The sequence below is a fragment of the Shewanella zhuhaiensis genome, assembly GCF_022484835.1.
GTDB classification, from domain to species: domain Bacteria; phylum Pseudomonadota; class Gammaproteobacteria; order Enterobacterales; family Shewanellaceae; genus Shewanella; species Shewanella khirikhana.
Genome location: NZ_JAKUDL010000003.1, coordinates 329,724 through 349,097 on the forward strand (window position 1 = coordinate 329,724; position 19,374 = coordinate 349,097).

Genomic DNA, 19,374 nt, shown 5'->3' on the forward strand with positions numbered 1-19,374 from the left:
TTATTTTAATGTTACTGAGTGAGTTGCAAGTGGTATGCCCGGCAGTTTTCAGTTGATCGACAGAAGCTTTCTGCTCGCAGTGCGTGAGTCCTTCATCGCGCTGCTGCCTTTTCTGCTGATCAATGCACTGCTTGCCCTCATTCCCGTACTTGGCGATACCTTTACACCAGAGCTTGCCAAAACCGATGCATTTTTATGGTTTGGCGGTATCAGTGCCACACTTGGACATCTGTTCCCGCTGCTGGCTATGTTGTCGCTGTCGTATCACTTTGCCAAGTACCTCGAAATCTCTCCCATTGCCACCGCTACCCTGTCGTTGGGGATTGTGTTTTCGCTGCACGTACATGCCCAGCAAGGGCAGGTATTCAGTGACTACATGATTGAGGTGCTTAATGACCCGCGCATTGTTTTTACTCCCATTTTTGCCACCTATGTGCTGAGGCAGTTTTTGCTGCTCGACTCACTGAAGTTGGTGAGAAGCACTGAGCTCAGTAACTATTTGCAGCAGCACATTAATCTGATTGTGCCCATGGTGCTGACCTTTGTGCTGGTGTTGCTGGTGCTGCACGGGGTAACTCTGGGGATGCAGTTTGCCGGCACGCCGCTGCTTGATGCCATTGGCGAGTTCGGAGCGCTTGGGCAGGTGCTGTTTCGGGTGTTGGTGACCCATTTGCTGTGGTGTTTTGGGGTGCATGGCGATAATGCGTATCTGCTGCTGATGGGATCTGACAATGGCCAGCAGCTGATAGCTCCCGGTCTGACGCTGAGCCAGTTTATGGACCTTTTTGTGCTGCTTGGCGGCAGCGGTGCCACCATTCCATTACTTATTGCCATTTTCCTTGAAAGTCGTGATGCCCAAAGCCGAAACCTAGCCAAAATCGCGGCCCCTTTTTCGCTGGTTAATATCAACGAGCTGCTGATCTATGGTCTGCCGATTGTGTTTAACCTGCGCATGGCGGTGCCGTTCGTTGTCCTGCCTTGCCTGAACGTGCTGCTGGCCTGGTCGGTATTGCAAACCGGGCTGATGCAATTCGATGGCAGGCCATTCCCCTGGGTGACGCCGATTTTCCTCAACAGCTGGATTGCCTCCGGTGGCTTTGGGGTTATTTTGCTGCAAATTCTGCTGGTCATCATCGGGGTGTTTGTCTATCGCCCCTTTATCCGCCGCTACAGTGTGTTTACCGATACCAACAGCTTCGATAGAGAGCTGATTAAACGCGCCGAGCTGCAATATGACATTGAGCGTCTGTCTGAACGTCAGTACAGCCGTAATCAGTCGGAGACCCTGGCAGCCAGCCGCAACCTTGAAAAAACTGTCCGTGAAGTGCTGTCCGGTGAACTGCTTATCTACTATCAGCCCAAACTCAAGTTGCCGGAGAAAAAGGTTGTCGGTTTCGAGGCCTTGCTGCGGCTTAAAGATGCCCATGGTCAGATAAAAGGCCCCTGGTTTATCGATGCCTTCCAGAAGGCGGGCTTTTCCCACGTGATTGATCGCTTTGTGATAACCACAGTGGCAGAAGATTTAACTCGTTGGGAGAAAATGGGTTTTCAGCCCAAGGTGAGCATCAACCTTGACCCCAATAATCTCAACGATGTGCAGATGCTCGATCGCCTCAGAACCGCCCTTGGGCGCTATGCGGCGCAAATTGAGGTGGAGATCCTCGAAAGCGCCTTTATGAAGGATCTGGATGGCATCAACAGGTCGATAGAGCAATTGCAAACCCTTGGGTTTCGTTTCCTGCTGGATGACTTTGGCACCGGTTTTTCGAGCCTTAGCTTGCTGACTCAAATCGGTGTGGACGGCATTAAATTAGACCGCAGCATGCTGGCCAAAGCGCAGGAAGATAAGGGGCGGGTGCTCTATTGTCAGGTGTGTGATTTGTGTCAGAACCTGGGGTTTGCGCTGGTGGCCGAAGGAGTGGAAACCGAAGCCGAAGCCACCTTTGTGGCTAACGCCGGCGTAGGTTATGTGCAGGGGTGGCTGTATGCCAAGGCGATGCCGGCCGAGATTGCCCGCGCCTACGCCATGCTGCACAATGATGCCTCCAGCGACAGCAGTGAATACAGCGCCGACCAACAGGGAGAGCCATGGCTGTAAGTCCCACCCATATCGAATCCTTACTGGCACCCTATGCCCATCATCCGTTAAGCGCCTGGGATAAACTCAGGTTTGCCTTCAGCCTGTGTCAGCATAAAGGTCTTAAGGTCAGCGCATTTCGCGGTGGTATGCCACGTGAAGGCTATTGGCTGCTTGCAGACGGGCAGGGGGTATTTTGTGGCGCTGTGAATCACTGGCAGGGCTGCTGGGAATATCAGGTTCTGCCAGCTGCTTCTGAGCTGACCGAGCTTGAAATGGTGGCCGTGCCTGAATCTCAGCTTGGTTTTATGTTGGTGGAAACCGCCCATTTCGATCACTGCTGATAGCGCCATCAAGGCCGTGCAGCCGCATCTTGATACCCAATTCAGGACAATAAAAAACCGCCTTTCGGCGGTTTTTTATGGGCAAGTGCCTGATTACAGACCTGAGTCTGCGCGCAGGGCCTCGGCCTTGTCGGTTTGCTCCCAGGGGAACTCGCTGCGGCCGAAGTGGCCGTATGCGGCAGTTGCCTGGTAGATAGGACGGGCCAGGTTCAGCATTTCGGTCAGGCCGTATGGGCGCAGGTCGAAGTGCTGACGCACCAGCTGGATGAGTTTCTCTTCAGGCAGCTTACCGGTACCGAAGGTCTCGATGCTGATGGACGTTGGCTCGGCCACGCCGATGGCGTAGGAAACCTGGATTTCACAGCGGTCAGCCAGACCGGCAGCTACTATGTTTTTGGCAACATAACGGGCAGCGTATGCAGCTGAGCGGTCAACCTTGGATGGGTCTTTACCGGAGAAAGCGCCGCCACCGTGACGGGCCATGCCGCCGTAGGTGTCAACGATGATCTTACGACCAGTCAGACCGCAGTCACCCATAGGGCCACCGATAACGAAACGGCCGGTTGGGTTGATAAAGAACTTGGTGTCCTTGTTCAACCACTGGGCAGGTAACACAGGCTTGATGATGGTTTCCATCACGCCTTCTACCAGATCAGACTGAGAAACAGAGTCGCAGTGCTGGGTAGAAAGTACGATGGCATCGATGCCGATAATCTTGCCTTCATCGTAGGCGAAGGTTACCTGAGACTTGGCGTCGGGGCGCAGCCAGGGCAAGGTGCCGTCTTTACGCACTTCAGACTGACGCTTCACCAGCGCGTGGGCGTAGGTGATTGGGGCTGGCATCAGTACGTCGGTTTCGTTGCTGGCGTAGCCAAACATCAAACCCTGGTCACCGGCGCCCTGTTCACGTGGGTCGCTGCGGTCAACACCCTGGTTGATGTCGGGAGACTGCTTACCGATGGCGCTCAGAACCGCACAGGAGTTGGCGTCGAAGCCCATGTCAGAATGAACGTAGCCAATTTCACGGACAGTGTTACGGGTCAGTTCTTCGATATCAACCCAGGCAGAGGTAGTGATTTCACCGCCTACCATTACCATACCGGTTTTTACGTAAGTTTCGCACGCAACGCGGGCCTTGGGATCCTGGGCCAGGATAGCGTCGAGTACGGCATCGGAGATCTGGTCTGCAATTTTATCGGGATGACCTTCTGAGACCGACTCAGAGGTAAACAAGTGTTTTGCCATGTTTGGAAAATCTCGTCTTTAAGCGTTAAACGTGTAGAAGCATCTACATCTAGACGGCCATTTTAGTTGAATTTCTCTCCACGATCATCCCCCGTTTGGGAAAATTTAGTGCCATTTGTGACCCAGATGCCTGACTGTCAGTGGGCTGTTTTGGCAAAGGAAATTATTAAATCCAACAAATTCAGCGTGATAAAGGGCTAAATTGGCACGCCCTCTTGACTATAGTTTGCTGTAGCGGCCGCTGCATAAAAGCAACTGTGATTTTTCTACGACTGTGGTGGAAATTTAAATTTGCGTCCACAAGCCCTGTTAAGGGAAAATATGTGCCCACAATTGCCCGAAAAGCCTCAATACAAGCAGGAGAGAGCATGTCTCGTAAAGAACTCGCCAACGCTATCCGTGTCCTCAGCATGGACGCCGTTCAAAAGGCCAACTCCGGTCACCCCGGTGCCCCAATGGGGATGGCTGATATTGCCGAAGTCCTTTGGCGCGGTCATCTGAAGCACAACCCCACCAACCCACAGTGGGCCGATCGCGACCGTTTCATCCTCTCCAATGGCCACGGCTCCATGCTGCACTACTCGCTGCTGCACCTGGCCGGCTATGACCTGTCTATTGAAGATCTCAAGCAATTCCGTCAGTTGCACTCTCGCACCCCAGGCCACCCTGAGTACGGTTATGCCCCAGGCATCGAAACCACCACGGGTCCTCTGGGTCAGGGCATCACCAACGGCGTGGGTATGGCCATTGCTGAGAAAGTGCTGGCGGCTCAGTTCAACCGTGACGACCACGACATCGTTGACCACTACACCTACGTGTTCATGGGTGACGGCTGCTTGATGGAAGGTATTTCCCACGAGGCTTGCTCTCTGGCAGGCACCCTGGGTCTGGGCAAACTGATTGCCTTCTGGGATGACAACGGCATCTCTATCGACGGTCACGTTGAAGGCTGGTTTACCGACGACACGCCAAAGCGTTTCGAATCTTACGGCTGGCATGTAATTGCCGGTGTTGACGGTCACGATGCCGACGCCATCGACGCTGCCATCAAGGCGGCCAAGGCTGACCCACGTCCAACCCTCATCTGCTGTAAGACTGTGATTGGTTACGGCTCTCCCAACAAGTCCGGTTCACACGACTGCCACGGCGCGCCACTGGGCGATGCTGAAATCGCAGCCGCCCGTGAATTCCTTGGCTGGAAGCACGACCCATTCGTTATTCCTGCTGACATATATGCCGAGTGGGATGCAAAAGAAGCCGGTATCGCCTCTGAAAAAGCCTGGGATGCCAAGTTTGCCGCTTACGCCGCTGCTTACCCAGAGCTGGCCGCTGAATACCAGCGCCGCGTGAACGGCGAACTGCCTGCCAACTTTGGCACAGAAGCCCAGGCCTATATCGAGAAGCTGCAGAACAACCCTGCCAACATCGCTTCCCGTAAAGCCTCACAAAACGCCCTGGAAGCCTTCGGCGCCATGCTGCCTGAATTCCTCGGCGGCAGTGCTGACCTGGCCCCATCCAACCTGACCATGTACTCGGCTTCCAAGTCGATCACAGGTGACGACGCCAGCGGTAACTACCTGCACTACGGTGTGCGTGAGTTCGGTATGACCGCCATCATCAACGGTATCGCTCTGCACGGCGGCTTCGTGCCTTACGGCGCTACCTTCCTGATGTTTATGGAATATGCCCGTAACGCCATGCGTATGGCTGCGCTGATGAAGGTTCAGAACATCCAGGTTTACACCCACGACTCTATCGGTCTGGGTGAAGACGGCCCGACTCACCAGCCAGTGGAGCAAATCGCTTCGCTGCGTGTGACCCCGAACATGAGCACCTGGCGCCCATGTGACCAGGTTGAGTCTGCCGTGGCCTGGAAATACGCCATCGAGCGTAAAGACGGCCCAACCTCGCTGATCTTCTCCCGTCAAAACCTGGCGCAAATGCCACGCAGCGCCGAGCAGCTGGCCAATGTTGCCAAGGGCGGTTACGTGCTGGTAGACAGCGCCGCTGCGCCTGAGCTCATCATCATTGCCACCGGTTCTGAAGTTGAGCTGGCCGTGAAGGCTCAGGCTGAACTGACCGCCAAGGGCAAGCAGGTACGTGTGGTGTCCATGCCTTCTACCGATGCCTTCGACAAGCAGGATGCGGCCTATAAAGAAGCCGTTCTGCCTGCCAGCGTCACAAAACGCGTGGCCGTGGAAGCGGGTATTGCCGATTACTGGTATAAGTATGTGGGTCTGAACGGCCGCATCATCGGCATGACCAGCTTCGGCGAGTCAGCGCCAGCCAATCAGCTGTTCGAAATGTTCGGCTTCACCGTCGACAAGGTGGTTGCCGCCGCCGAAGAGCTGCTGGGTTAATACTGACGCGAGCAAGGTGGCAGCCTGGCTGCCACCGGTCTGACCGGCGTTGCCGGTCAGCCTCTGTCGGCAGGGGAGCCGACAGGGTTTTCACCCTCCCCAGAGGATTTGCTCACCACTATGATCCGTGTTGCTATCAATGGTTATGGCCGCATCGGCCGCTCCGTACTGAGGGCGCTTTATGAGTCCGGTAAACGGGGCCAGATGCAGCTGGTCGCCATTAATGAACTGGCCAAGCCCGAGGCCATAGTTCACCTGACCAATTACGACACCACCCACGGCCGTTTCCATACCCGTGCCAGCTTCAATGAAGGCATGATGCACCTTGGAGATGACGCCATCCGCTTGCTGGCCGTTGAAGATGCCGCCGCGCTGCCCTGGCAGGAGCTGGATGTGGATCTGGTGTTCGAATGCACAGGCGCCCTCAATGACAGGCAAAGCGCCGAAGCCCATATTCATGCCGGTGCCCGCAAGGTACTGATAAGCCATCCGTCTTCTGCCGATGTCGATGCCACCATCGTTTATGGTGTCAACGATGCCAGCCTTAAAGCCACAGATACCGTAGTCTCCAACGCCTCCTGCACCACCAACTGTCTGGTGCCGGTCATCGACGTGCTCGACCGCCATTTTGGCGTGAAGAGCGGTGCCATCACCACCATCCACTCGGCCATGAACGATCAGCAGGTAATTGATGCCTACCACGACGACCTGCGCCGTACCCGCGCCGCCAGTCAGTCGATTATCCCGGTGGACACCAAGCTCGCCCGCGGGATTGAGCGCATTTTGCCGCAGATGAAAGACAAGTTTGAGGCCATCTCGGTACGGGTACCTACAATAAATGTCACCGCCATCGACCTCTCGGTCACCCTGGATACCCGGGTAGATATCGCCACCATCAACGCCGCACTCAAGGCTGCTGCCGATGGCAGCGCCAGCGGCATACTGGGCTATACCGACGAGCCTCTGGTATCATGTGACTTTAACCATGACCCGCGCTCCAGCGTGGTGGATGGTACCCAGACCCGTGTCAGCGCCGGGCATCTGGTGAAAATGCTTTTGTGGTGCGACAACGAGTGGGGTTTTGCCAACCGCATGCTCGATACCGCCCTGGCCATGGCCGCCACACAGGCTGAATGACCCTACAGGATAATGAAGAAGAGCAGGGACAGGCTTTTCTCACAAGAATTTGTTTTTGATTAAAAATAAGGAAGCAATACCATGACAATTATCAAAATGTCAGACCTGGATCTTAACGGCAAGCGCGTGCTTATCCGTGAAGATCTGAACGTGCCTGTGGCCGATGGCGTTGTCACCAGCGACGCCCGTCTGCGCGCCTCTTTGCCCACCATTAAGCTGGCGCTGGAAAAAGGCGCTGCGGTAATGGTGATGTCTCACCTGGGCCGCCCGACCGAAGGTGAATACAACGAAGAGTTCTCCATGAAGCCTGTGGTGAACTACCTGACTGCCGCGCTGGATTGCCCTGTGCGTCTGGTCAGCGACTACCTCGATGGCGTTGATGTTGCTGTTGGTGAAGTGGTTGTGTTCGAAAACGTGCGCTTTAACAAAGGCGAGAAGAAGAACGACGAGGCACTGTCGAAGAAGATGGCAGCCCTGTGTGACGTTTACGTGATGGATGCCTTCGGTACCGCACACCGCGCCGAAGCCTCTACCAACGGTGTGGGCCTGTATGCCCCCATCGCCTGCGCAGGTCCGCTGCTTGCTGCTGAGCTTGATGCTCTTGGTAAGGCGCTGGACAACCCAGCCCGTCCGCTGGTGGCCATTGTGGGTGGCTCCAAGGTATCAACCAAGCTGACCGTGCTCGAGTCACTTTCCGGCATCGTTGACCAGTTGGTGGTTGGCGGCGGTATCGCCAACACCTTTATTGCTGCAGCCGGTAATCAGGTGGGCAAGTCGCTGTATGAAGCCGACCTGATTGATGAAGCCAAGCGTCTGGTGGCCAATGCCCAAAGTCGCGGCGGCGATATCCCTGTGCCTACCGATGTGGTTGTCGGTAAAGAGTTCAGCCCAACCGCCGCTGCCACTCTGAAAGATGTGAGCGAAGTCGCCGACGACGATATGATTTTCGATATCGGCCCCGACAGCGCCGAGGCCTTGGCCGCCATCCTCAAGAATGCCGGCACTATAGTCTGGAACGGCCCTGTAGGCGTGTTCGAGTTTGACCAGTTCGGTGAAGGCACCAAGCGCATCGCCCAGGCCATTGCCGAGTCTTCAGCGTTTTCTATCGCTGGTGGTGGCGATACTTTGGCGGCCGTGGATAAATACGGTATCGCCGACAAGGTGTCTTACATCTCTACCGGTGGTGGCGCCTTCCTTGAGTTCCTCGAAGGCAAGGAGCTGCCTGCCGTGGCCATGCTCACCGCCCGTGGCGCCAAGGCTTAACACAGCAACAAATTACTATTATTAGAAGAAACCGCCTCCCGGGAGACCGGGAGGCATAAAAATCAGTCCAAACGATAGCGACCTCGGTGACCCACATTCAGCATGGATGTCACCCTATTAATGGAGTAAAAAATGGCCCTTATTTCCCTACGTCAACTGCTGGACCACGCTGCAGAGCATGGTTACGGTGTGCCTGCATTCAACGTGAACAACCTTGAGCAAATGCGCGCCATCATGCAGGCGGCCGAAGCCACCGACAGCCCTGTGATTGTTCAGGCCTCTGCCGGTGCCCGCAAGTACGCCCGTCCTCAGTTCCTCAAGTATCTGATGAACGCCGCCCTCGAGCAGTATCCTGATATCCCTGTGTGTATTCACCAGGACCACGGCACCCACCCCGACGTGTGCCAGCGTTCTATCCAGCTGGGTATGAGCTCAGTGATGATGGACGGCTCTTTGATGTCAGACGGTAAAACCCCGGCGTCCTACGATTACAACGTCGACGTGACCCGCAAGACTGTGGCATTCGCCCACGCCTGTGGTGTGTCTGTTGAAGGTGAAATCGGCTGTCTGGGTAGCCTGGAAACCGGTACTGCCGGTGAAGAAGATGGTATCGGCGCCGTTGGCGTGCTGAGCCACGACCAGCTGCTGACCACCGCCGAAGAAGCCGCGCGCTTTGTAGCCGATACCCACGTGGATGCCCTGGCCATCGCTATCGGTACCAGCCACGGCGCCTACAAGTTCAGCCGCAAGCCTACCGGTGACGTGCTGCGTATTGACCGCATCAAAGAAATCCATGCCCGTATCCCCAACACCCACCTGGTAATGCACGGCTCCTCTTCTGTGCCCCAGTACTGGCTGGAAATCATCAACCAATACGGTGGTGAAATCCCTGAGACCTACGGCGTGCCGCTGGAAGAAATCGTTGAAGGCATCAAGCACGGCGTGCGTAAGGTGAACATCGACACCGACCTGCGTCTGGCCTCCACTGGCGCGGTACGTAAGTTCCTGGCCGAGAACCCAAGTGAGTTCGACCCACGTAAGTTCCTCAAGGCCTCCATGGAAGCCATGGCCGATATCTGTACCGAGCGCTACGAAGCCTTTGGCTGTGCCGGTATGGCATCGAAAATCAAGCCGCTGTCACTGCAGGCTATGTACAAGCGTTATCAGACCGGCGAGCTGGATCCCAAGATCAACCGCTAATCTCGCTGAACTGAAAAAGCCCGCAATTGCGGGCTTTTTTCTTTTAAGCTGAGTGGATTAGCCGGAGGGAAAGTCCCTCTCAGTCTCACATTGCAAGCTTTTTACGCATGGCATCGTCGCGCACATTGAGGGTGATTTCATAGGCGATGGCGCGTCTGAGTTTCACCATCCAGCCATCCACGTTTTCCTGCTTGAATTTACAGTCGCAGCTGGCATCCACCAGCTTCAGCTTGGCCTCATCACCAACCACAGCAAGCTCGGCTTTAATCCGGTAGCCCTTGTGGTTGATGGTGGCAAGGTACAGCTGATCCGAGACCTTCTCATAGGTCCAGCCGTTCCGGCTGATGCCTTTTTGCACCAGTTGATCCTTGTTGGTTAACTGGTCGCCAAAGGGCAGGGGGTCGGTATAGGTCAAGGTCTGGGCAAACAGTGGGCTGGTGGCAAGGCTCAGCAGCGCAGCGGTAAATAATGTTGTGATTTTCATAGTGCGCTTCCCTTAAACCTTGTTGAGTTCGTTCACAATGCTGAGGCGTAAGTTTTTGATATACTTGTAGTAACTTTTGTCCGCCTTGTAGCAAATGCCATCCACCGGCTTGGTGCACACCAGATCGTTGCTGGATTTTTCGTGCTTGATTTGCACGTACTTGTCGTCGTATTCAATCCGCAGCAGTACCACGTCACCACGGTAGTCAAAGCGGGCCATGATGTAGCCATCGCCTTCGCCGTCATACACCCAGGAAAAACCTTTGGTGTTAATCATGCCCTGCAGGATCCCAAGACGCAGTTCTGGCGCTGAGCGGCCTTCGGCGGGGATTTCCTGATGCACAACACGAATGTATTTATCGGAGGTTTTACCGTTTATCGACTGGTCGATATTCAGCATACCGGGGGCAGCCTGAGTGGCGGCGCTTCCCAGCAAAAACAGGGCGGCAAGCCCGGACTTGAGGTTCAGGGGCAGATTCACGGATTATTCCTTGTGGTGGTGTCCTTAAGGGCACAACTGTAACGGGATTGATGGCATTTGTTAAGCCGAAGAATGCCTTTGTCGTGCGCCTGACTGTGACAAGGCGCCGCTCTGGGTTACCATCGTGGAAATGTCTCAGATTTCACGCTGCCTTGCGGTGCAGCCGGAGCCGTCCATGACGCAAGCTTTCGCCCCTTTTTCCTTTGATAACAGCTTCGTTCGCGATATGCAGGGTTTTTACGAGCCCTGGCAGGGCGCACGGGTGCCCAATCCCGCCATGGTGTGTTTTAACCTGCAGTTGGCCGATGCCCTCGGTATGGACATGAGCCTTGCCGCCGATGAGCGGCTCGCCGCCTTTTTTGCCGGCATGCTGACAGCAAAGGGCAGTGAGCCGGTGGCGCTGATCTACGCCGGTCACCAGTTTGGCGGCTTCTCTCCACGCCTGGGTGATGGCCGTGCCCTGCTGCTTGGCGAAGTGGTCGACAGCAACGGCAAGCGCTGGGATATTCACCTTAAAGGCTCGGGAAGAACCAATTTTTCCCGCGGCGGCGATGGCAAGGCGGTGCTTGGGCCTGTGCTGCGCGAATACCTGATGGGTGAAGCCATGTTCGCCCTGGGAATTCCCACCACCCGCGCCCTGGCGGCCGTCAGCACAGGTGAGGATGTGTACCGCGATGGCATTAAGCCTGGTGCTGTATTGGCACGGGTGGCCGCAAGCCATATCCGGGTGGGCACCTTTGAATATTTTGCTGCCCGCGGCGAACATGATGCGTTGGCGCAGTTGGTGGATTACAGCCTTCAGCGTCACTATCCGAAAGTTGCTGGGATTGCTGGCGATGAGTCACCGGCGCTGACGCTGCTCAAGGCGGTGTCCCGCGCTCAGGCACAGCTGGTGGCCAAGTGGATGGGCGTTGGCTTTATCCACGGGGTGATGAATACCGACAATGTGACCATTTCCGGCGAAACCATCGACTATGGCCCCTGCGCCTTTATGGACAGATACGATGCCCGCACCGTATTCAGCTCCATCGATCACGAAGGTCGCTACGCCTATGGCAATCAACCGGGTATCGCCCGCTGGAATATGGCGCGCTTTGCCGAGGCCTTGCTGCCGTTGCTGGCGGAGGATGAATCCGAGGGGCTGGCCCAGGCACAGGCAGTGCTGGATGGCTACGCCGAAGTCTATACTGATGCCTGGCTTGCGGTGTTTGCTGCCAAGTTTGGCTTAAGGGAGGTTAAAGAGGGCGACCTTGACCTCTTTATGGACTTCCTGAAACTGCTGGGCGAGCTGAATCTGGACTTCACCCAAGCCTTCAGAGCCCTTGGCTACAGCATTGAGCCAGGTGACGAAGCGTCGGCAAACGGGATTACTACCCTGGCGAGTGCAACCGGTATTGATATCAGTGCCCTTGGCGGTTGGCTTGGCCGCTGGCGGGCCCGTCAGGATCAGTCCGGCGCTGACACCGCCACCATGATGGCGCAGCAAAATCCGCTGTACATTCCCCGCAACCACTTGCTGCAGGCGGCACTGGACAGTGCAGAAAGTGGCGATATGCAGCCATTTGAGCAACTGCTGCAACGGGTAACCCGACCTTACACCGAGGTGGAAGGTAAGGCGCAGTATGCCCAGCCTGCGCCAGCCGATTTTGGTCCATTCAGGACATTCTGCGGTACCTGATACTGCCAACGTTGCCAATTCAGGGCCATTCAACAGGAATGGCCTTTTTTATGTCTGACATTGGCATTTTGTGGTGGATTTCGCATTTTCATACTCAAGTGTTACCATGTGCGGCGATTTTGGGAGCGAAAACACCTGATAAGGATAAGAGAATGATGAACAAACTGCTGATTGCTGCGGCCTTGTCTGCGGCGATGCCTTTTGCGGCTGTAGCCGGTGCCGACTTTGTTGAAGGCGATAAGACCTTCGCAGGTGAAGCTGAGCTGGGTGCCACCCTGACCACAGGTAACACCGACACCACGTCGCTGAAAGGCCGTCTGGGCCTGAAGCACGAGCTGGGCAACTGGGAAAACCAGTACACTCTCGAAGCTCTTTACAAAGAAGATACTGACGAAGTGACAGCCGAGCGTTACTTTGCCGGTGCGCAGGGCAACTACAAGTTCGACGATAACGACTACCTGTTTGCCAACGCCAACTACGAGCAGGACCCGTTCACCGGTTACGACTACAAGTTCACTGCTGCCGTGGGTTATGGTCACCGCTTTATCGACACCGACAAGACCACCCTGGCAATGGAAGTGGGTCCCGGTTATCAGTATCAGCGCCTCGACGATGAGCAGGCAGCTTTGCTGGGTTACACCTCAGAAGACGCCATTGTTGCCCACGGCGTGCTGAACTTTGAAACCGCCATCAGCGATTCATCCAAGTTCAAGCAGCTGGTTGTTGCCGACTACGGCGACAAGCTGGAAGCCCGCTCTGAAACCTCGCTGACCGCCAACATTATCGGTGCCCTGGCAATGAAGTTTGCCGTGATTGTGCGCTACAACAGCGAGCCGCTGGATGGCAAAAAGAGCACAGACACCGAAACCAACATGACCCTGCTGTACGCCTTCTAAGTACAGGTCATCATGCGGAAAAAAGCGCCTTAGGGCGCTTTTTTTGTTTTTTTATTACCACCTTGTAGGTAAATGTAAAAAAATACTGAAATTTTTTGTGATTCAGGCAAAGCTTATTCAAAGAAAGTTGCGCTCAATCAACATTTGTACCTCCGGCGGCGTGCTACTTTCTGCCCAGTTTCCAACGAATAAGGCGAACTATGAGAACAAGGCATTGGATGGGGGGAATCCACCGCATTGCGGGGCTGGTGATTTCATTTTTGACCATGGCGTTGATGGCGCCGCTGGCCTGGGCCAGTGAGTCGGGCCAGGGCGAATGGCTGGATTTAACCCACTCGGGAGTGGGCTATCTGGCCATTTTTATTTTCGTGCTCGCCTATACCCTGGTGATGCTGGAAGAGAAGCTGCATCTACGTAAATCCAAGCCGGTGCTGGTTGCCGCAGGCATAATCTGGGGCATGCTGGGGTTTGTTTATTCCCAGCACGGCATGCCCCAGGTGGCGGAGGAAGCCTTCAAGCATAACCTGCTGGAGTATGCCGAACTGCTGCTATTCCTGTTGGTGGCCATGACCTACATCAACGCCATGGAAGAGCGTGGCCTGTTCGATGCGCTGCGGGCCTGGATGGTCAGCCGCGGCTTCACCCTGCGGCAGGTGTTCTGGCTTTGTGGCATTCTGGCATTCTTTATTTCGCCGGTGGCGGATAACCTGACCACGGCGCTGCTGATGTGCGCCGTGGTAATGAAGGTGGGTGGCGAGAACCGTCGCTTTATCGGCCTTGCCTGTATCAATATCGTGGTGGCCGCCAACGCCGGTGGCGCCTTCAGCCCCTTCGGTGACATCACTACCCTGATGGTATGGCAAAAAGGCATAGTACCCTTTGGTGAGTTCTTCGATCTCTTTATTCCATCGGTGGTTAACTTTATGGTGCCGGCGTTGGTGATGAGCTTTTTTGTTGGCAAAGAACGTCCTGCGGCCGTATCGGAGCGGGTGTTTATGCGCCGCGGCGCCAAGCGCATAGTCGGGCTGTTTTTGCTGACTATTGCTTCTGCGGTGATGGCTCACTCTTTCCTGGGAATGCCACCGGTACTGGGGATGATGACCGGCCTTGGCATGTTGCAGTTCTTTGGCTTTTTCCTTCGCAAGACCTTCGACAGCTCGGTGGAAAAGGCCCGCGCCAAGGCGGAAGCCAACAAGGACAACGACCGCCTGGCCAATCTGGGCAACGTGGTGCCCTTCGATGTGTTCAGCCGTGTCGCCCGCGCAGAATGGGATACCCTGCTGTTCTTCTACGGGGTGGTGCTGTGTGTGGGTGGCCTTGGCTTTATGGGCTATCTGACCCTGGTATCTGAAGCCATGTATACCCATTGGGATCCCACCTATGCCAACGTCGCCGTGGGCGTACTGTCGGCGGTCGTGGATAACATTCCGGTGATGTTTGCCGTGCTGACCATGAACCCGGACATGGCCCTTGGCCAGTGGCTGCTGGTGACCCTGACCGCCGGGGTCGGGGGCAGTTTACTGTCCATCGGCAGCGCCGCCGGGGTAGCGCTGATGGGGCAGGCCCGCGGCATCTATACCTTCGGTACCCACCTTAAATGGACACCTGTTATTGCCCTTGGCTACGTGGCCAGTATTCTGGTGCATATGTGGCTGAACGCCGCCACCTTCTGATCACATGCCCTTATGCCGCGTTACCTTTGTAAGTATTTGAATCAAAGGTAATCCGGCAGGGTTCACGTTTTTGGATGATATTTCCCTTTAGGCAGCCTGGATCACAACGCCAGGTTGCCGCTCCCTTTTATACTGCCGCCCCTTTTAACGGAAGGTAGCAGTATGCAAATAGGCCCGGCGCGGTTTTCTCCTCAAGCTTTAACACTCTCTTTTGCCGATGGACGCGAGCTGGCGTTATCGGCGGCTCAGGGTGCCTTACTGCTGATGCTGGGAAGCGAGCGTGGCCGGGTAGTGTCGCGCCCGAGTTTGCTCAGTGCCCTCAAACGGGTTGGTGTAGCAGAGCCCCGACTCGACAGTGAGATGCGAAGCCTGGGGGCACTGATGGGCAAAGACTGGCCCCGGCTGCTGGAAGTGGTGGGCGATCAGGGCTTTATTTTGCATGCCCGGCCACGACCGGGGCGTTCGCTGTTTGGCCGTCCGCTGGGGGAAGTGTCAAAGCCGCTTTTCCTGGGGGTGATACTGCTGATTGGCGTGGCATTGTCACTGATGCTGCAGGCTATGCCGACGCGGGTGACTCCCCCTTTTGCCAAGGTTGAGCGACTGACTCTGGCTAATGGGCAACAAGTTGAGCTGCGCCGATTTGGAAAAAAGCACAAGCTTATCAGCGAACTGACTACCACCCTTGAAAATTGCTCCCCCGCCGGTTGGTCGGTTATCACTGTGTCGGTGGCGGCAAAGAGCGACCTGTTGCATCTGGTGCTGGAGCAGCCTGACCAGGCACCGCGAAATCTGAAACTGCTGGGCACCCAATCAGAGCCTCTCAGGCTTGATATGAACACGCTGAAGGAGGCTGGTGTCTGTGACTAATTCTCCATTATGGTGGCGAGCCCTGCTGTGGGGTGTTGCGGTGGCGCTGCCGCTGCTGGGCTTGATGCTGACACAGGCTATGAGTCATCAGCGCAGCGACTTAAGGCTTCGCTGTGAGTCCAGCATGTTTGTTGCCGGGCAAAGCGAGCCCAAAAGAGTACAGCTGGACGTGCGCATTCAAGAAGGGATGGCCGAGCTTGTGTACGGCATTGAGCGTGATAATCGCGAGCTTGGCGCTGTGCGTCTCAGCGGGCAGCTGACGGATTGGGTACCCGCAAACCTCTGTTATCAGCTGTCTCTCGATAAGGGCCAGGTGTTGATGGATTTCACCCAGTCCCAGTTACCCGATCATTTACAACAGGTGCTGTTGATGGGGCGTGAGCCCTTACTGCGCGGTGAATCGCTGTCGGTGAATTTTAAGATGCTGGAGCAGAGTGGCTCGCGGGCGCTGCTGGGGTTTGATGACAGTAACGCCCTGTGGAGCTGTGAGGTAAAAAAGCAGGGGCCCATGGGCTAGCGGCCCCCGTTGTCGCATCACGGCGCGTGTAGCAGCTTAAGGTGCTTCTGCGACAAATTGCATGTCACTGCTGGCCTTGGCACCGTGAAAGGTGATGGCCAGTCGATAACGGGACAGGGTGCCGTCGGGGGCGTCCTGGCTCCAATCCAGCCCCTGAGCCTGGAAAAGATAACGGCCCTTGGTATTGCCTTCGGTCAGAACCCCTTCACAGTCGGCGGGCACATCGCCGCACACAAAGCTCTGGGTCACGTGCCAGCGCTTCCATGCCTTGGCATTTCTCGAGGCCTTGCCTTCAGCGGGCAGACCAAAGTAAATCAGCTCGTACTGTTTCGCTTCGGTCACCGCCAGTCCGGCGCCGTCTTTCAGGACAAATTCCACTTCACCGGTTAAGGGCTCAAAGCTGACCACTTCCAGGCTCAGCGCCTCGGCTTGATCTATGTGGACAGTCTCTGCCACCGGTGGCTCGGGTGGCTCAATGTCCGGACTGTCGTTATCGCTGCCACAGGCGCCCAGTAATAAGGTGCCCAGCAGGGGATAGAGTAGTTTTGCGTTCATGGCGCCTCCTTAATTGAAGTGGCCGGTGTGACATGTGGTGCACTCCATGTCTGTCTTGACGCTGGCGGCCGGGCCCATGGTCTCTGTGGTGCCGTGGCAGGTCTGGCAGCGCTGGGCTTCGTCGGAAGGCTTGGCTTCTGGGGTTCCGGCAATCACTTCACCCTTGTGGGCGCGGTTAAGGAGGTCAACCAGATGGTAGGCCATGGAGGCCGACAGACGGTAGCAGCGTTCACCTTTCTGGCTGAAGGTTTTACCGGATGCCTTGGACCAGTTACTGATGGAGGAGTGACACAGCACGCTGTTAGCAATGGAGGAGCTGCCAACCAGGGCGGTTTTCTCAGCGGTGGAACCAATGCCGGCAATAAACTCAGGCGTTTCCAGCGGCAGCATGGTGTTTTCGTACCAGCGGAAGGCCGCGCCAATCACGGCGGCGTTCTGGCCGTTGATATCATCGAGCAGGTTGACCAGCATACCTATGGCGTTGAGGTTGCCACAGAGGGTGCCTTGTCCAACCACCCCGGCAAAACCGTATCCGGCCAGTGCGGTTGGAATGCTCTTGAACTTGTCGGCATCCACACTGGCAGAATGGGCCAGCATGGTTACTGTGGCATGGAATACCTGATGCATACAGCCGCCGCCGGTTTCATAGGCCAGTTTGGCGGTGGCCATGGGGTCCAGAGGCACATACTTAAGCTTTTCACCCAGCGCCAGCTGATAGTTGCCGTTTTCATCGGTGGCGGCCATCAGTGAAGTGCTGACCAGGCCAAGACCTGCTGCGCTGCCGAGGCCGATGATTTGTCCGAGCGCCTGTCGTCTGTCGATTTTCATATAGTTATTCCTCGTTTTGGTGATGCCAGTTTTTTTAATGCAAGAGCCAAGTGGCCATGGAGCCAGTATGGCGGCCAGTAAAACGAAGACTGTGATTTATCCCCCTTGAACCCGGGGGCGGAATCGATGGTTTTTGGATAGGTGTTTTCGAACGATAGGCGTTTTGGTAACAGAGAAATAAGGTCGATAATCGCGTCAGATCGCGCTATTTGTAATATTCATGTGAATTCATCCACCTTCATGGCGCTTCAAGGCTGGCCTGAAACAGATTCAACATCCTGTGCGGATTCACAATTTTCAAAGATACCTCCTTCGAGGCAAAGAAAGACCGCGCCTTAATCCAGATCACAGTTGATTTGTGCCTGTTCCGTTACAATTGCCCCGTGCAACTGTTGAGGGTTTGGGATGCAATTGGGTGAATGCTGGTTTGATGACGCCAGGGGGGAACTGACCAACAGCGCCTCCGGCGACGTATGGCATTTGCCCCGCGCCGAATTGCAGGTGCTGAGGTTGTTGGTGCGTCATCCCGACGAAGTGGTTTCCAAATCGGATTTACGCCGCGGTGATGAAGAACATGACGACTTGAGCGACTCTTCCGTTGCTCGGGCGGTCTTTATGATCCGCTCCTTTATCGGTCCCGGCAGCGAGCTGTTGATTGAAACCGTGAAGGGCCAGGGTTATATGCTGCGCCAGCAGGTTGCGTCTCCGGCTGCACCCCACCAAAGCTGCCAAATTCGCCTTGGCCACCGCTTCAGTGTGATGCCGGTGTGGCTGCTGGCCCTGCTGATGCTGCTTGCCATCAGCGCCAGTATTTACTACGTCTACCGGGTCGGCGAGCTGGCGCCAACCGCACCACTGCGGGTGCAAACCCTGACTCAGGCCGATGGCCAGTTGGTGAAATTGGTGTTCTATGCCCATTCCCGCAGCAACAATACGCTGCTGCTGGATAAGGCCGCTATTATCGCCGGTGCCCTTGGTGATTGCCGCAAGTCGCGCTGGCGAGATGTGTTTGTGTCGTTAAGTCACGACTCACGGGTGCTCAATATCACCATGCGTGGCGATTATCTCGGTCAGGCGGTGGTGAGAAACCTTAAAGTCAGCGATGGTCGCGAGCCCAGAGCCTTTATCAGCCCCGAGTGGCTGAAGGAGGTAGACATCTGTGACTAGGCCCTGGATTTGGGGGATTAACCTCAGTATTTTACTGCTGCTGATGCTGGCGCTCGGCACCATCTATTCGCTCACCCGCGGTGCAGAAACCACCTTGCTGAATTGCTCATCAGAACTCTATGAGCCGGGGGATGGCGGCAAGGCGCGCCAGTACCTGCTGGTGGATCTGGTGACCAAAGGCAAGCGGGCACAGATGCATTACCGCTACTTCAACCTCGATGGCACCCAGGCGGGCAGCATCAGCATGGAGGGGAAACTCAATACTTCCCCCGGCGCAGGTAACCGCTACAACATCGCCATCCACAGCAAGGAAGAAAAGCCCGGCAAGGACGGCTCGCCAGTGCCCATGCACATGAGCTATGTTTCCTATGTCAGCGGCCTGAATCTGTCCGGCAAAGGCTTACATGAGCTGGAGCTGGAAATCCTCGAGCTGGATACCGCCCGCGACTACGCTATTGTGCTGTTTCAGCCGAGCAATACTGTCTGTGGTTGCCGGTTGATCCATTAAGGCTGTCTTGGCACACTGAAGGGGAAGGCTAAGCTTATGCCTTCAATCACTTTTTTAAATCCGCTTTCTCTCTTTCCAACCCCTTCGGGAGGCTT

At 55.8% G+C, this 19,374-nt stretch carries 18 protein-coding genes; 13 read left to right on the forward strand and 5 right to left on the reverse strand.

What is annotated here, in order from left to right; all coding sequences use genetic code 11:
* Positions 1 to 52: 52 nt before the first annotated feature.
* Both MJ923_RS11110 and MJ923_RS11115 read left to right on the forward strand, forming a co-directional pair.
* Entirely contained in the window at positions 53 to 2,098 is a 2,046-nt protein-coding gene (locus MJ923_RS11110; protein WP_240591140.1) for an EAL domain-containing protein, read from the forward strand.
* Positions 2,089 to 2,421: a hypothetical protein gene (locus MJ923_RS11115; RefSeq protein WP_240591141.1), complete on the forward strand. Its 333-nt coding sequence runs from the start codon at positions 2,089 to 2,091 to the stop codon at positions 2,419 to 2,421. Before MJ923_RS11110 ends, MJ923_RS11115 begins: the two co-directional genes overlap by 10 nt.
* 93 nt (positions 2,422 to 2,514) lie before the next feature.
* Here the strand turns inward: MJ923_RS11115 and metK are convergent, their stop codons facing one another.
* Positions 2,515 to 3,666 carry a methionine adenosyltransferase gene (gene metK, locus MJ923_RS11120; protein ID WP_126167948.1) on the reverse strand — a complete coding sequence of 384 codons (1,152 nt, stop codon included), beginning with the start codon at positions 3,664 to 3,666 and terminating at the stop codon, positions 2,515 to 2,517.
* Between the two features lie 368 nt (positions 3,667 to 4,034).
* Between metK and tkt the strand changes: the two genes are divergently transcribed.
* The 4 genes from tkt to fba all read left to right on the forward strand — a co-directional run bounded on the left by tkt (position 4,035) and on the right by fba (position 9,626).
* Complete coding sequence (gene tkt, locus MJ923_RS11125; protein WP_240591142.1) at positions 4,035 to 6,026, forward strand: transketolase; 1,992 nt, start codon at positions 4,035 to 4,037, stop codon at positions 6,024 to 6,026.
* A 120-nt stretch (positions 6,027 to 6,146) separates the two neighbouring features.
* A complete protein-coding gene (gene epd, locus MJ923_RS11130) occupies positions 6,147 to 7,163 on the forward strand; it encodes an erythrose-4-phosphate dehydrogenase (RefSeq protein WP_240591143.1) in 1,017 nt (338 codons plus the stop codon).
* Positions 7,164 to 7,244: 81 nt separating this feature from the next.
* Positions 7,245 to 8,426, forward strand: a complete 1,182-nt coding sequence (locus tag MJ923_RS11135) for a phosphoglycerate kinase (protein WP_240591144.1) — start codon at positions 7,245 to 7,247, stop codon at positions 8,424 to 8,426.
* Positions 8,427 to 8,558: 132 nt separating this feature from the next.
* The gene (gene fba, locus MJ923_RS11140; RefSeq protein WP_240591145.1) at positions 8,559 to 9,626 is read left to right on the forward strand and encodes a class II fructose-bisphosphate aldolase; all 1,068 of its coding nucleotides are present in this window, start codon (positions 8,559 to 8,561) and stop codon (positions 9,624 to 9,626) included.
* An 85-nt stretch (positions 9,627 to 9,711) separates the two neighbouring features.
* Here the strand turns inward: fba and MJ923_RS11145 are convergent, their stop codons facing one another.
* A complete protein-coding gene (locus MJ923_RS11145; RefSeq protein WP_240591146.1) occupies positions 9,712 to 10,110 on the reverse strand; it encodes a hypothetical protein in 399 nt (132 codons plus the stop codon).
* A 12-nt stretch (positions 10,111 to 10,122) separates the two neighbouring features.
* Positions 10,123 to 10,590 carry a hypothetical protein gene (locus MJ923_RS11150; protein ID WP_240591147.1) on the reverse strand — a complete coding sequence of 156 codons (468 nt, stop codon included), beginning with the start codon at positions 10,588 to 10,590 and terminating at the stop codon, positions 10,123 to 10,125.
* A 175-nt stretch (positions 10,591 to 10,765) separates the two neighbouring features.
* Between MJ923_RS11150 and MJ923_RS11155 the strand changes: the two genes are divergently transcribed.
* The 5 genes from MJ923_RS11155 to MJ923_RS11175 all read left to right on the forward strand — a co-directional run bounded on the left by MJ923_RS11155 (position 10,766) and on the right by MJ923_RS11175 (position 16,221).
* Positions 10,766 to 12,268, forward strand: a complete 1,503-nt coding sequence (locus MJ923_RS11155; RefSeq protein WP_240591148.1) for a protein adenylyltransferase SelO — start codon at positions 10,766 to 10,768, stop codon at positions 12,266 to 12,268.
* A 155-nt stretch (positions 12,269 to 12,423) separates the two neighbouring features.
* Entirely contained in the window at positions 12,424 to 13,164 is a 741-nt protein-coding gene (locus MJ923_RS11160; RefSeq protein WP_240591280.1) for a DUF481 domain-containing protein, read from the forward strand.
* A 200-nt stretch (positions 13,165 to 13,364) separates the two neighbouring features.
* The gene (gene nhaD / locus MJ923_RS11165; RefSeq protein ID WP_420854433.1) at positions 13,365 to 14,837 is read left to right on the forward strand and encodes a sodium:proton antiporter NhaD; all 1,473 of its coding nucleotides are present in this window, start codon (positions 13,365 to 13,367) and stop codon (positions 14,835 to 14,837) included.
* Between the two features lie 162 nt (positions 14,838 to 14,999).
* A complete protein-coding gene (locus tag MJ923_RS11170) occupies positions 15,000 to 15,704 on the forward strand; it encodes a uroporphyrinogen-III synthase (protein ID WP_240591150.1) in 705 nt (234 codons plus the stop codon).
* Positions 15,697 to 16,221: a hypothetical protein gene (locus tag MJ923_RS11175; protein ID WP_240591151.1), complete on the forward strand. Its 525-nt coding sequence runs from the start codon at positions 15,697 to 15,699 to the stop codon at positions 16,219 to 16,221. Before MJ923_RS11170 ends, MJ923_RS11175 begins: the two co-directional genes overlap by 8 nt.
* A gap of 36 nt (positions 16,222 to 16,257) precedes the next feature.
* Here the strand turns inward: MJ923_RS11175 and MJ923_RS11180 are convergent, their stop codons facing one another.
* Together MJ923_RS11180 and MJ923_RS11185 are read right to left on the reverse strand one after the other, a co-directional pair.
* Positions 16,258 to 16,776: a hypothetical protein gene (locus tag MJ923_RS11180; protein WP_240591152.1), complete on the reverse strand. Its 519-nt coding sequence runs from the start codon at positions 16,774 to 16,776 to the stop codon at positions 16,258 to 16,260.
* 9 nt (positions 16,777 to 16,785) lie between these two features.
* Positions 16,786 to 17,604 carry a cytochrome c3 family protein gene (locus MJ923_RS11185; protein ID WP_240591153.1) on the reverse strand — a complete coding sequence of 273 codons (819 nt, stop codon included), beginning with the start codon at positions 17,602 to 17,604 and terminating at the stop codon, positions 16,786 to 16,788.
* Between the two features lie 405 nt (positions 17,605 to 18,009).
* Here MJ923_RS11185 and MJ923_RS11190 point away from each other — a divergent pair, with 405 nt between their 5' ends.
* Entirely contained in the window at positions 18,010 to 18,771 is a 762-nt protein-coding gene (locus MJ923_RS11190) for a winged helix-turn-helix domain-containing protein (RefSeq protein WP_240591154.1), read from the forward strand.
* Positions 18,764 to 19,279, forward strand: a complete 516-nt coding sequence (locus MJ923_RS11195; RefSeq protein ID WP_126167936.1) for a hypothetical protein — start codon at positions 18,764 to 18,766, stop codon at positions 19,277 to 19,279. The genes MJ923_RS11190 and MJ923_RS11195 overlap by 8 nt, the downstream gene beginning before the upstream one ends.
* Positions 19,280 to 19,374: the final 95 nt, after the last annotated feature.

Bases quoted from the DNA above. Each gene is read 5' to 3' on its own strand.
- MJ923_RS11170 (WP_240591150.1), top strand. From the start codon at position 15,000: ATGCAAATAGGCCCGGCGCGGTTTTCTCCTCAAGCTTTAACACTCTCT.
- MJ923_RS11160 (WP_240591280.1), top strand. From the start codon at position 12,424: ATGAACAAACTGCTGATTGCTGCGGCCTTGTCTGCGGCGATGCCTTTT.
- tkt (WP_240591142.1), top strand. From the start codon at position 4,035: ATGTCTCGTAAAGAACTCGCCAACGCTATCCGTGTCCTCAGCATGGAC.
- MJ923_RS11155 (WP_240591148.1), top strand. From the start codon at position 10,766: ATGACGCAAGCTTTCGCCCCTTTTTCCTTTGATAACAGCTTCGTTCGC.
- MJ923_RS11145 (WP_240591146.1), bottom strand. From the start codon at position 10,110: ATGAAAATCACAACATTATTTACCGCTGCGCTGCTGAGCCTTGCCACC.
- MJ923_RS11135 (WP_240591144.1), top strand. From the start codon at position 7,245: ATGACAATTATCAAAATGTCAGACCTGGATCTTAACGGCAAGCGCGTG.
- fba (WP_240591145.1), top strand. From the start codon at position 8,559: ATGGCCCTTATTTCCCTACGTCAACTGCTGGACCACGCTGCAGAGCAT.
- MJ923_RS11115 (WP_240591141.1), top strand. From the start codon at position 2,089: ATGGCTGTAAGTCCCACCCATATCGAATCCTTACTGGCACCCTATGCC.
- nhaD (WP_420854433.1), top strand. From the start codon at position 13,365: ATGAGAACAAGGCATTGGATGGGGGGAATCCACCGCATTGCGGGGCTG.
- epd (WP_240591143.1), top strand. From the start codon at position 6,147: ATGATCCGTGTTGCTATCAATGGTTATGGCCGCATCGGCCGCTCCGTA.
- metK (WP_126167948.1), bottom strand. From the start codon at position 3,666: ATGGCAAAACACTTGTTTACCTCTGAGTCGGTCTCAGAAGGTCATCCC.
- MJ923_RS11185 (WP_240591153.1), bottom strand. From the start codon at position 17,604: ATGAAAATCGACAGACGACAGGCGCTCGGACAAATCATCGGCCTCGGC.
- MJ923_RS11180 (WP_240591152.1), bottom strand. From the start codon at position 16,776: ATGAACGCAAAACTACTCTATCCCCTGCTGGGCACCTTATTACTGGGC.
- MJ923_RS11190 (WP_240591154.1), top strand. From the start codon at position 18,010: ATGCAATTGGGTGAATGCTGGTTTGATGACGCCAGGGGGGAACTGACC.